Below are 12,277 nucleotides of genomic sequence, written 5' to 3' on the forward strand. Positions count from 1 at the left end.
AATTGTCGATCATGCCGCCCTCCGTGTCCGCGCGCTGGCGCCGATTCGGCTGGCCAACCGGAGCAGCAGCAGCCCGGCGAAGGTGAGCAGGAGCAGGATCACGCCGAGCGCGGCCGCGCCGTTCCACTGGTTCTGCTTCATGACCTGCTGGTCGATCAGCGACGCCACGACTGTCTGCTTTGGACCACCCATCAGCGCGGGCGTGAGGTAGTAGCCGAGACAGAGGATGAAACTGAGCAGCCCCGCGGTGGCCATGCCCGGCGCCACCAGCGGCAGGTACACCCGCCGGAACGTGACCAGCCGCCCGGCGCCCATGCTCGCCGCGGCGGCGAGCAGCCTCCGGTCCACCGAACGCATCACGCCGTAGAGCACAAGAACGGTGTAGGGCAGCATCACCGACGTGGTGCCGATGATCACGCCGAGCTCGTTGTACAGCAACGAAAACGGCGTGCCCGGGAGATGCAGCTTCACCAGCAGGTTGTTCACCAGGCCGTGCTCACCGAGCAGGATGATCCAGCCATAGGTGCGCACCAGCGCGCTGATGAAGTGCGGCACGACCACGATCACCATGACCAGCCCGGCCCACACCGGCCGCAACCGCGATACGGCGTAGGCCAGCACGAACCCGATCAGCAGGCTCAGCACCGCGGTCTCACCGGAGATCCTCAAGGTGGTCAGCAACACCTCGAAGTTGCTGCCGCTGAGCGCGTCGGCATACCAGTGCAGGGTCAGGCCGCCGTTCTCGCCTTTCAGGCTCAACAGCAGGGTGCCGAAGATCGGGTAGACGAACAGGATCAGCAGGTAGAGCACGATCGGGGCCGCGTTGAGCAGCCCGGCGCGGGTGCGGCGGCTGCGCAACAGCGCCCGGAGACCGCCCGGCGCGATCGAGGCGGATGCGATGGCCATGCTCACCCATCCTCATCCGACGCGAACACGGTGACGTCAGCCGGATCGGCGGTCAGCCCGACCTGGTCACCGGTAGCCGGGGCCCGGTTCGCGGGCAGCTCCGCCCGGACCACCTGACCACCGGTCTCCACCTGCATTCGCACGAGCGTGCCGACGTAGGTCACCGAGCGGACGGTCCCGGCGCAGAACCCGTCGCCCGGCGGACACAGGTCCAACCGTCCGGGTTGGACAGCGGCGGTCGCCGCCGTGCCCGGCGTGTGCGGGTGCGGCCTCGCCGGGAGCAGGCTACCGGAGTTCAGCCGGACCAGGGTCTGCTCGCCGGTGTGTCCCTCGATCCGTCCAGGCAGGAAGTTGGCGGCACCGAGGAAGTCGGCCACGAACGGGGTGCGAGGGCGTTCGAACAGCTCCCGCGGTGTGTCGAACTGGTCGATCCGCCCGTCCCGCATGACCGCGATCCGGTCCGAGAGGACCAGCGCCTCCTCCTGGTCGTGGGTCACGTAGATGACCGTGAGCCCCAGTTCGACCTGAATGTTCTTGATCTCGGTCTGCAGCTGGTCACGCAGCTTCTTGTCCAGCGCGCCCAGCGGCTCGTCCATCAGGATCACCGGTGGCCGGTACACCAGCGCCCGGCACAGCGCGACCCGCTGTTGCTGCCCGCCGGACAGCTCGCGCGGTTTGCGGCGAGCGTACCCGGCCAGCCCCACCATCTCCAACGTCTCGCCGACGCGCCGCCGGATCTCGTCCTTCGGCACACCCCGCAGCTGTAGGGGGAAGGCGATGTTCTCGCCGACGGTCATGTGCGGGAACAGCAGGTACTGCTGAAAGACGAAGCCCAGGTCTCGTTTCTGGGGCGCGAGCCGGGTGATGTCGCGGCCGCCGACCGTGATCGTGCCGGAGTCGGGTTCGACGAACCCGGCGATCATCATCAGCGTGGTCGTCTTGCCGGAACCGGACGCACCGAGGAAGGTCACGAACTCACCGGCCGCGATCTCCATCGACGCGTCCTCGACGGCGACGATGTCGCCGTAGGCCTTGCGCAGCGAAACCACCGACACGGCCTTGCCGGTACACTGTCCACTAGCGACGGTTGCTGGCTCCGGAAGCACGTCCAGCTCAGGCATGCGACCACTCCTGCCAGCGCTTGTTCACCGCGTCCTGGTTCTTCAACCACCAGTCGACGTCCAGGTCGAACCCCTTCTCCAACTGCCCGGGCGCGCTCAGCAACTTGACGCGAAGGTCGGCCGGCAGGGCATCGGTGGCCGCGGGGACCACCGGGGAGACGCCCGGATAGTTCTGGGTGAAAGCCGCTTGCACGTCCTTGCGCAGTGAAAAGTCGATGAGCTGGTAGGCGGCGTCGATATTGGCCGACCCCTTGGGGACGGCCCAGCCATTGCTCTGCCGTCGGGCGCCGGCCAGTTGGTAGGCCAGCGGGTTGCCCTGCTGGATCAGCTGATCGAGCCGCCCGTTCCAGACACTGGTCGCGGCCACCTCGTTGCGGCCGATCAACAGGCCCGGCTCGGACCCGCTCTCCCAGTACTTCTTGACCGAGCCCTTGATCCGGTCCAGGGCTTTGAATGCGCGGTCGACGTCGATCGGGTACAGCTTGTCCATCGGCGCACCGTCGGCAAGCAGTGCGAACTCCAGCTCCGGCAGGTCGGCGTCGGATCCCTGCAGCGCCCGGCTGCCGGGGAACTTCGCGGTGTCCCAGAAGTCGGCCCACGACTGGGGCGCGGCCGTTTTGAACGTGTCGGTGCGGTAGGCCATGACACTGGCCCAGTAGTTCTTGCCGATCGCGTAGTCGGACACCATGTTCTGGGCGAGGCCCGCCGCCTTGAAGTTGGTCAGGCGGTCGTGGTCGAGCTTCTCCAGCGCGTTCTGCTGCTGGAACTGCAGGAAGTCCGACATCGAGTCCTCGATCAGGTCGAACTGCGGCCGGCCGGCCTGGATCTGGGCGAGCATCTGCGCGTACTCGAAGTTCACCACCTGCACGGTGATTCCGGTTTCCTTGGTGAACGGCTCGTACAGCGCCTTCTGGTTCGCATCGCCGTAGGCGCCACCGCTGTTGCGGACGGTGATCGTCTTGCTGCCACCGGCGCTGCCCGAGGCACGGCTGGAACCGGTACCGCAGCCCACCAGTGACGCGGCGGCCAGGCCGGCCGCGGCGCCGCCGGCACCGCGGAGGAACGCTCGCCGTCCGATCGGAAACTCTTTCATGAGGGAACCTCCTGTGCTGGTGGGATCGGAGAATGGGGTGCGGCGATCGCCGCGAGTTCGATGCCGGGCGCGACAGTCAGCCCGTGCATGGCGTAGAAGACCCGCCCGGTGGCGGTGGCGGTGACCTTGTGCTCCCGGCCGTCCGCGGGGTCGACGATCCGGCCGATCGGCTCGCCGCTCACCACCTCGTCGCCGAGGTTGAAATCCGGGTACCACAAGCCGGTGGTCTCGGCGGTGACGCCACCGGCCCACACCCAAGCGCGCGTTTTGATCGTTTGTGGACTTCCTTCGAGCATCCCCACGTGGCGTAGCACGTTGACCAGCCGGTCCACAAGGGACTCCGCCGCGCGCTCGCCGAGCTGGCCGGTTTCCACCAGCACCGAGGGGATCCCGCGCCGGGCGGCAGCGGCATGGCTGTTGCCACCGTCGGCGCCGAGGCCGAGGATGACGTCCTCGATTCCCACCGCATGGGCGATTCCACGAGCCTTGGCGTCAACGGTGTCGTCGCCGGAGACGCGGTAGCCGACGAAGTCCCGCAATACTTCGTCGATGCCCCCGCTGTGCAGGTCGAGGTAGGCGTCGGCACCGTCGAGCACATGCGCGAACAGCCAGCCGGCCAGCCGTTCGGTGGGCTGCCCATCCGGGTCTCCGGGGAAGACGCGGTTGATGTTGATCCCGTCGAGCGGCGAAACCCCGAGACGGCCCTGGTAGACCGCCGGAGGATTGGCCACCGGACAGATCACCAACTGACCTGCGAGGTCTTCCGGCGCGATCCGGTCAGCAAGCCGGACCGCGGCATCGACACCGGTGAACTCCCCTCCGTGCACCCCGGCGGTGATGACCACCCTTGGCCCTGGCTCAGTTCCGTTGACCAGACTCAGCGGAATGTCCACAGTGGTCTTCCCCAGTGCTGCCGCGACGCTGCCTCGCGCCCTCTCCCCGGGCGGGGCGCTCAGCCCACCCACCTTCAGTTCTGTCGCCATCACGCGGCCACCCGCTTTACGGTGGACAGGAAGTCGATGGGCTGGGCCGTGGTCCCGTCGAGGGCGAGGTCGGCGGCGATGTCGCCCATGGCGGGCGAGAGTTTGAAGCCGTGGCCGGAAAAACCCGCCAGCACCACAATGTCATCGGCACCCGGCAGCGGACCGACCAGCGGCCTACTGCTGTCGGTGTAGCCCTCCATGAACACCGACAGCCGGATCGGATCCGGATGCAGATCGGGGAAATGCCGACCGATCAGCTCGGCGAAGACGTCGAGCTCGTGCGGCACCACCGTGCGGTCGAGCCGGTTCGGGTCCGCCACCGGGCGGTGCAGGTCGCGCGACAGGCCGACCTTGACCGAGATCCCGTCCGGTGAGGGCAGGCCGTAGCAGTGGACCGGCGCGGTGCGGATGAACGCCGGCCGTTCCGCGCCCGACCAGTCGTCGGTTTTGGGCACGAACCACGCGTTGATCAGGCGGCGGATGTCCACCGGCCACGGCAGGCCGGGCAGCAGCTGATTGACCCAGGGACCGACGGTGACGACGGCGGCGTCGAAGTGTTCCGTGCCGGCTTCGGTGCTGATCTCCACGCCGCTACCGGTCTGGGCGATCTCGTGGACCGGCGTGTAGCGGCGAATGCTCGCGCCGAGCTCTTCCGCCCTCCGTGTCGCCGTGAGCACTGTGAGCTCGGGGCGGACGAAACCGGCGTGCCGGTCCAATACCGCGGCCTCACCGTCGTCCAGGCGATACTGCGGAAAGCGGCGAGCCAACTCCTCGCGGTCGAGCACCTCATGATCGAGGCCATGCTCGGCGATCGACTCCAGCACGGTCCGCATCTGGTCGTGTGCGGTGGGCCCCATCAGCAGGCACCCCGTGAGTTTGCGCAGCTCACGGCCAGTCTCCGCCTGCAACCGCCGCCACAACCCGTCCGCCTGCCGCAGCAGCGGAACATAGCGTGACTCCTCGAAATGGGCACTACGAAAGATGCGGGTCTCGCCGCCCGCGGCACTGCGATCGTGCCCCGGGGCGAACCGGTCAAAGCCGACGACGTCGGCTCCACGGGCGGCCAGCCGCCACACGGCCTGACTGCCCATAGTCCCGACCCCGACAACCGCTACGCGTTTCCTCGCTGCCACGCGCGCTCCTTCCGCTGTTGCGCTCCCGAGGGTTACTTTGTCGACAGTTTGTGCCACAATGTGGCATACTGTTCTGGATTCTGGCATAACTTTGAGGCACGCCTTGGCGTGAGTCAAGAGGTGTCTCGATCTGGATCTCCGGCCTAACCAGGGGGAAACATGACAGAAATGAAGAGCGTCGTGCGCAGCCTGCGCATCCTCGAAGCGGTCGCACAGCACCAGCCGGTGACTGTCGGTGAGCTGACGAAACTGTTCGGGCTGCCGAAGTCGACCGTGCAGCGCACGCTGCTGACACTCAACGAGGCCGGCTGGCTACGCGCCAGCAGGGGCGACCGGACCCGCTGGGAGATCGGTGCCCGCGTGCTGGCCGTGCGGCCCGCCGCCCTCCAGGGCTCCAACCTGCTCGCCGCCGCCCGGGACCCGATGCTGCGGCTGCGTAAGACGGTGAACGAGACAATCCACCTGTCGGTCCCGGACGGGCTGCAGTGCATGGTGGTGGTCGACCGCATCGACTGCGACCGCCCGGTCCGGACCTACCACGAAATCGGCGACACCTCACCACTGCACGCCACCGCCACCGGCCGGGCGATACTGGCCCACCTGCCACCCTCCGAAGTGGACGAGATCATCGCGGGCAAGCTGGAGCGCTACAGCGACAGCACGCTGACCGACCCTGACGAGCTGCGCGCCGACCTCGAACGCATCCGGCGGGACGGCTACGCGCTCAACCGCAACCAGTACCGGCCCGACGTGTGCGCGATCGCCGCCCCCATCATGGCCAATGACAGCACCCCGATCGCCACAATCGCCATCTCCATGCCCGCGTCGAGATGGGAACCCGACCGCGTCCCCGAACTCGGCGCCCAAGTCGCCGAAGCCGCGGCCGACATCGCCACCCGCCACGACACCGCTGCTGTCCTGTTCATGCCCAAGACAGGCAACGCAAGTGGCCGGTGACGCGAGTGACCGCTCTTACGACAACCCGGTCGAAGTAGATCTTCCGACCGCCGCGCAACAGTTTGGGTATACGTCGAGGGTTGTTCACGCCATGGCACTGGCCGATCACGGTCTGCGGGACGCGGGAGCGTGACGGAGCACCCTGGCGCGCTCGGCGGTTGAAGGTCAAGAGAAGACCACCAGAGCTGCCAGGGTGCCCGTGTCGCCGGGTGGGGAGGACGACGAACCCGCCCGGCGACAGCATCGGTTGGGCAGCGGCCAGGCTGACCTTGACCACACCGGCCGGGCGCGTTACCGCGAATCCGAAGCGGCCCTCACAGCGGAAGCGGATCATGTTGCGCTCGAAATCGGACGCGCCGTCCCCGTCGCCGAGTGCGTTCGGGTCGTAGGTGTTCTCCGACCAGTCGACAGCGGCTTCCTCGCGCACCTTGAGCGTGGTACTACCGGCGAAGTCCGCGAGCCACCCGATGCCAGGCGTGGCGCTGGTGCACAGCACCACCGGCACGATCCACAAGCGACGTGAGGCCCGCTCGACCCGGGACGGCTTGCCCCGCCTGGGTGAGCTGATACCCGGTGGCGTTCGCGGAAAGCTCGATCTGGTCCCAGTCGGACGGGTGGAACACCCACCCGGAACCGTTGAGCCCCAACACTCCCAGCTTGGTCACGGCCTGGCGTGTCGTGGCCAGGAGGTCGCCGCCTCATGCCTGGAGCTGGGTGCCGGACACGGCGTTGAGTCCGGTGAACCGGTCGCCGGTTCCGTCGCCGTTGATGATCTCGTTCTCTAGTGCATCCTCAAGCCCGAGTCGAAGCTCGAAGTCCACAAAGGATTCTAGCAACGGCGCGTCCGCGAGGTCCTGGCGCGAGATCGGTTCGGTCAGGTGCGCAATCGTCACCGATCGACCTTCCTTACGCTCCAAGGTGTAGCGCGAGGTCGGCTTACGCGCGCCGGGTGGCACCACGGCTGCCTGATTGTCCCGCAGAGTCTGCCGAAGGTAGGCCCAGACACCCACAGAGTCACCCTCAGCCGGGACTGAAGGGGCAGAACTTGGCGAGAACACGGCAAAGGGCGTCCTCACGGAACAGGACATTGTGGACTGTGGCGGGCAAGGAGTCACCGCTCCTTGCGCAGCATGAACCTCACCCCCTACTCAGGGGCACTGTCATGCCTCGCTCAGACGACGGGCGGGCTCCCGCAACTGCGCGGACTACGCGGCCCCGGCTGCGCCGGTATGGCTCATCACACGCGGTCTAGCACCATACCGTTGAGGTGTCCCATTTGGCCAACCAGGGCACGGTTCTGGAGTTTTCCTGCCGCGTCAAGCTTTTCGGCGGCGTCGAGCAGCGTGCGCACCCGCCCCCACGCCATCTCTTCCCAGCGACGGTCGCCCCGCCGCGAGCAGGTAAGGCACACCCCGATCAGCTTGGTTGGGCGGCCGTCTGCGCCCGGAATGCCGCACTCGGGTGGGGCGCGTCGGCAACCCCGTCCAGAGCCGAGCCTGAGCGCATCCCGTCCAGCGCACGCGTCACGTCTTCGGCTCGTCGTTGTGGATGAGGCAGATCGTCGGCCGCGGGCCGCCGAACCCTTCGCGCGGGCCTATATCGATGCACACCTCCTCCTCGCGATCGAGCACTATGAAGTCCAGGACCTCGCACCAGCGACGACGGCTGCGCGCCAATCGCGGAGCGTCATGATCAACTACGTGAGGTCGACGCGCCCCTGCCATCACCCCGCCCGCCAAGTAGCCGCACAAACAGCGCTCGAATCACCAAAACCGCAGGTCGCAGGGCTGCCAGCCCGTTCAAGATCAAGTGATTCAGGTCGAACTCAAGATCCAATAAACTTTGCGGTGGTTGAATTCACGAGGGTAATCCTCCTTCGAATGGATGACGAAAATGAGCAATTGTTGAACTCGCTGCGGCCCACCAGGTTCCCACCAAGACGGCAATGTGCGACCCCTGGAAGCAACGGTCTCCCGCAGGCCCGTGGGATGCACTGAACTCCTTCTATCAAGTTCTATCAAGCGACATCGGACATCAGTGGTAACGGCGATGCCGGGACAGGTCTTCGCTCATCGACCCGAGCAGGCTTGCGAATGATGGTTGCGAAGCGCTACCAGTAAGGACGCTGTCGGAAAGGGTCAGTTCATGTGGTTGTTCGAACGGGAACAGCAGTTGTGCACCCTGCATGGTTCTCTTCGGGAATCATGCGAGGGAACAGGCCGTGTCGTTCTGCTCAGGGGACCGTCCGGGTGCGGTAAGACGACGTTGATGCAGGAGGTCATGCAGACGGCCAGCACGTTCGATGCCGCCTGCCTTGAGATCGTGTGCTCTCGCGATGAGCAACTGGTCCCCTTCGGTGCGGCCCGTGAGCTGTTTCGGAACGCGGCACTCCCGGACGCACTGGCGGCGAGCGCGACCAACATCCTGGCGAACTGGAGTCCCACCGAGAACTGCTCCGAACAAGACGGGGAATTCGGGGAATTCCTCGACGCAGCTACCGTCAGCGTTTTCGACGAGCTGTGCCGGATCATGCTCGCCTGCGCCGAGCGGACCACCGTGGTGATCGGGATCGACGACGTGCACCACGCCGACGCACTGTCCGTGCGGTTCTTCCGCTATTTGGCTCTGCGCACCCGCGCGGCGCAGGTGCTGTTCATGCTCGGCGAGCTGAGCACGAGCAACTGGATGTATTCGCGACCGCGCTCCGAGATTGAGCGGATGCCTCACGCCCGCACGGTCGCGGTCGGGCCGCTGTCGCCCGCCGGCGTCAGCTGCCTGAGCGGCGGTGCGCGGCACTCGAACCTGCTCTGGGCGGTGAGCGGTGGAAATCCGCTGCTGGCGCACGCACTGCTCCGCGACTTCGACCGCTCGGGCCCTCGGCCCGGTACCGACTTCGCGCAGGCGCTGGTGAGCTGCCTGGGGCGGATGGGGTTGGAAGCGCTGCGGCTGGCGTGCGCCCTCGCCGTTCTCGGCGCGCAGGCATCGACGGCATTGCTCGCGCGGTTACTCGACGTCGACATCGAGCAGGCAGCCCTGATCGTCGAGGCGATGAACAGTGCCGGGGTGGCAGACACCTCCGACGGCGTCAGGTTCCGCCATTTCGGCGTCGGCGAGGTCCTGCTCGGGTACTTGCCTTCGGCAGCCAAGGCGCAGTTACATCACCGTGCTGCCCGAGTGCTGTACGAGTGCGGATCCAGCGTGACGACGGTAGCGGGGCACGTCGTGAAGTCCGGCTGGGCGTACGGTCCGTGGGCCATCGAGGTCCTGACTTCCGCAGCGGACCGGGCGATGCTCGACGGCCGGGCACAAGCCGCCGTCGAGTTCCTGGAACCGGCCCTGCAGCCCGGTGTGCAGGGCCGTGATCGGCGGAAAGTCGTCGTCGGCCTGGTCCACGCGCTATGGCAGCTTGACCCGGAACGTGCCGCCCGGCATCTCGGCGAGCTGGTCGTGGCCGCCGGACGCGGGCAGCTGCCCCGCGCGGATCTGGTCGAACTGGTCAGGCTGCTGCTGTGGAAAGGCCGCTTGGACGAGGCGGCATCGCTGGTGGCGCAGATCCGGCAGGCCACCAGCCAGAGGCCGAACGGACCAGTGGTGCGCGAGACCGAATTGTGGCTCGGCTGTGTGTACCCGTCGTTGGCGGAGGTACGCCGGCCTGGCAACCGATTGGCGCAAAGCCGCATACCCAGCGAATCGGGCATGGGAGGAGCACTTTCCGTGGCCACGGCACTGTCGGAGGCACTGGGTAACATGTCCACCCGCAGGGCTCTTAGTGGCGCCGAACAGGTCCTCCGCCGGGGTTGCCGCAATTCGCCGGCCGGCTCGTCCGCGGAATCCGTCCTGCTCGCTCTGCTGGCGCTGGTCTATGCCGGCGAGATCGACAGCGCCCAGGTGTGGTGCGACAAGCTTTCCGGTGAGGCGATCCACGCACGGACGCCGTTGTGGCAGGCAGTGATAGCGGCGATACGTGCGGAGATCGCGTTGTACCGAGGGGAATTCGCCGACGCGGCCGAATTCGCCGAGGCGGCGCTGGCCCGTCTGACGCGGGACGGGTGGGGCGTCGCGGTCGGTGTCCCGCTCGGGTGCCTGGTCATGGCCAACGTCCGGATGGGCAGGCTCGCCGAGGCCGCCGAACCGTTCGGCGTCGTCGTCCCCGACGCGCTGTTCTCCAGCCGCTACGGACTGCACTACCTGTTCGCGCGCGGCCAGTACCACTTGGCGGCAGGTGAGGAGCACGCGAGCCTCTCGGACTTCCTGACCTGTCGGGACCTGATGCAAAGCTGGGGACTGGAAAGGCAGGCACCCGTGCAGTGGCGCTTGGCCGCCGCCGAAGTCTGGTACATCCAGGGAAACCGTGGGCAGGCCCGCCGGTTGGCGAGGGAACAGTTGATGCACCTGGGTCCGGCGGGCTCACGGGCACGCGGCGTGGCACTGCGCCTGCTGGCCGCCGTGGAGGACGCCAGCAGGCGCTTGCCCTTGCTCACCGAGTCGGTCGAGCTGCTGGAGAGCTGCGGCGATCGATTCGAACTGGCCCGCGCCGTCGCCGAACTCAGCCAGGCGCACCAGGAGTCGGGCAGGTACGCCCGCGCGCGGATCGAGCTGCTACAGGCCGCCCACCTGGCCGAACGCTGCGGCGCCCAGCCACTGCACCGCGAACTGCTGGCCAGTTGCATCGATCTCGGCATCACCTTGTCCGAAGCGATGCCAGAGAAAGCAAAGCGGTGGTCGTTACTCACGGACGCGGAACAGCGGGTGGCGGCGCTGGCCTCGCGTGGCTATACCAACCGTGAGATCGCGAAAAGGCTGTTCGTGACGCCCAGCACGGTCGAACAGCACCTCACGCGAGTGTACCGGAAGCTCACTATCAAGCGGCGCAAGGATCTAGCAACGATCCTTCGCCTGGATCTGGCAAATACCGCCTGACCATGACTCGAGAGTGGGAAAGTTGACATCATTGCGGCGCATCGACGAACTGATCTGGGAGAGTTGGAAGACCTATGCCCTGGAAAGCGCGATTGACCTGGGCGTGTGTACCGAGTTGGCGAAACAGCCGCTGGGATTGGCCGAGCTGAGCACCCGGCTCGGCCTGCGTGCCGATCCGCGCGCGGTGGCGGACTATTTCGACGCGCTCGTCGCGATCGGCCTGCTGCGCCGTGAGACGGACAAGTACGCCAACAGCGTGGACGCCGCGGAATTCCTGGACGAGAACAAACCGGCGACCTATGCCGGTGATGCGATCCTGAGCCTGCTTCGCCTCCCTGCCCTCGATTTGGCCGCGGCGCTGCGGAGCGGACAACCGGCCGGTTCGCCCGCTTCGGGCAAGGAATTCTACGAAGGCCTGTACGCCACGCAGGATGGCGTCCGCAGTGTCATGCGCTCCATGACCATGGTCAGCGCCGGTCCGGCGCAGGCGCTGGCGGATCGGTTTCCCTGGCAGCGCTATCACAGTGTGGTCGACGTCGGCTGTGCGGAAGGAGCGGTGGTCGCTCGGGTCCTGCAGCGTCACCCGCATCTGCGCGCGGTCGGGTTCGACCTGCCCGCCGCGGCGCAGGGCTTCGAGGACTACGTCAGGGCCGCCGGGATATCCGGACGGGCCCGGTTCCAGTCCGGGGATTTCTTCCGTGACCCGCTCCCGTCCGGAGACGTCGTCATCTTCGGGCAGATCCTGCACAACTGGAATCTCGAACGCAAGCGCGAACTGATCCGAAAGGCTTACGACGCGCTTGTCGAGGGTGGCGCCGTGGTCGTCTACGAGACGTTGATCGACGAAGAGCGTTCACGCAACGCCATCGCCCTGTTCGTGAGCCTGTCGATGAACCTGTCGATGGGGGGCGGGTTCGACTTCACCGGCGCGGAATGCCAGCAATGGCTGACCGAAGCCGGGTTCACCGAGACCTCTGTCGAGCACCTCGACGGCCCGCGCTCCATGGTCGTCGGCATCAAGTGACCGGCCCGGATCGATCGAAAGGAACGTCATGACATGTGATGTCGGGCAGCCGCGGGACTTTCCGTTCGGCGAGATCCGCCGGCTCGAGATGAGTCCGGTCTATACCGAGCTCCGAAAGAACGAGCCGGTGTCGCGGGTGC

The 12,277-nt window shown here is 66.8% G+C and carries 11 protein-coding genes; 3 read left to right on the forward strand and 8 right to left on the reverse strand.

Features of this window, described 5'->3' with window-relative positions:
* Positions 1 to 9 precede the first annotated feature (9 nt).
* Genes VJT49_RS24395 through solA form a run of 5 tightly spaced genes read right to left on the reverse strand, consistent with a single transcriptional unit; the run spans position 10 to position 5,236 of the window.
* On the reverse strand, positions 10 to 906 hold the full coding sequence (locus VJT49_RS24395; RefSeq protein ID WP_324167238.1) for an ABC transporter permease: 897 nt from the start codon (positions 904 to 906) through the stop codon (positions 10 to 12).
* 2 nt (positions 907 to 908) lie between these two features.
* Positions 909 to 2,027 (reverse strand): ABC transporter ATP-binding protein, encoded by a 1,119-nt coding sequence (locus tag VJT49_RS24400; RefSeq protein ID WP_324167239.1) that lies wholly within the window; start codon positions 2,025 to 2,027, stop codon positions 909 to 911.
* On the reverse strand, positions 2,020 to 3,120 hold the full coding sequence (locus VJT49_RS24405) for an ABC transporter substrate-binding protein (RefSeq protein WP_324167240.1): 1,101 nt from the start codon (positions 3,118 to 3,120) through the stop codon (positions 2,020 to 2,022). The genes VJT49_RS24400 and VJT49_RS24405 overlap by 8 nt, the downstream gene beginning before the upstream one ends.
* Entirely contained in the window at positions 3,117 to 4,103 is a 987-nt protein-coding gene (locus VJT49_RS24410) for a succinylglutamate desuccinylase/aspartoacylase family protein (protein WP_324167241.1), read from the reverse strand. Before VJT49_RS24410 ends, VJT49_RS24405 begins: the two co-directional genes overlap by 4 nt.
* Positions 4,103 to 5,236 carry an N-methyl-L-tryptophan oxidase gene (gene solA, locus VJT49_RS24415; protein WP_324167242.1) on the reverse strand — a complete coding sequence of 378 codons (1,134 nt, stop codon included), beginning with the start codon at positions 5,234 to 5,236 and terminating at the stop codon, positions 4,103 to 4,105. Before solA ends, VJT49_RS24410 begins: the two co-directional genes overlap by 1 nt.
* A gap of 168 nt (positions 5,237 to 5,404) precedes the next feature.
* Here solA and VJT49_RS24420 point away from each other — a divergent pair, with 168 nt between their 5' ends.
* Positions 5,405 to 6,193: an IclR family transcriptional regulator gene (locus tag VJT49_RS24420; protein ID WP_324167243.1), complete on the forward strand. Its 789-nt coding sequence runs from the start codon at positions 5,405 to 5,407 to the stop codon at positions 6,191 to 6,193.
* On the opposite strand, the gene VJT49_RS24425 is transcribed toward VJT49_RS24420, so the two are convergent.
* The 3 genes from VJT49_RS24425 to VJT49_RS24435 form a co-directional block, all read right to left on the reverse strand.
* Positions 6,159 to 6,698 (reverse strand): hypothetical protein, encoded by a 540-nt coding sequence (locus tag VJT49_RS24425; protein WP_324167244.1) that lies wholly within the window; start codon positions 6,696 to 6,698, stop codon positions 6,159 to 6,161. The genes VJT49_RS24420 and VJT49_RS24425 overlap by 35 nt on opposite strands.
* 193 nt (positions 6,699 to 6,891) lie before the next feature.
* Complete coding sequence (locus VJT49_RS24430) at positions 6,892 to 7,203, reverse strand: phage major capsid protein (RefSeq protein ID WP_324167245.1); 312 nt, start codon at positions 7,201 to 7,203, stop codon at positions 6,892 to 6,894.
* Positions 7,204 to 7,716: 513 nt separating this feature from the next.
* Positions 7,717 to 7,869, reverse strand: a complete 153-nt coding sequence (locus VJT49_RS24435) for a hypothetical protein (protein WP_324167246.1) — start codon at positions 7,867 to 7,869, stop codon at positions 7,717 to 7,719.
* 469 nt (positions 7,870 to 8,338) lie between these two features.
* On the opposite strand from VJT49_RS24435, the gene VJT49_RS24440 reads away from it, so the two are divergent.
* A complete protein-coding gene (locus VJT49_RS24440) occupies positions 8,339 to 11,113 on the forward strand; it encodes a helix-turn-helix transcriptional regulator (protein ID WP_324167247.1) in 2,775 nt (924 codons plus the stop codon).
* Between the two features lie 22 nt (positions 11,114 to 11,135).
* Positions 11,136 to 12,137 carry a methyltransferase gene (locus VJT49_RS24445; protein WP_324167248.1) on the forward strand — a complete coding sequence of 334 codons (1,002 nt, stop codon included), beginning with the start codon at positions 11,136 to 11,138 and terminating at the stop codon, positions 12,135 to 12,137.
* Positions 12,138 to 12,277: the final 140 nt, after the last annotated feature.

The organism is Amycolatopsis sp., assembly GCF_035276945.1.
Classification (GTDB): Bacteria; Actinomycetota; Actinomycetes; order Mycobacteriales; family Pseudonocardiaceae; genus Amycolatopsis_E.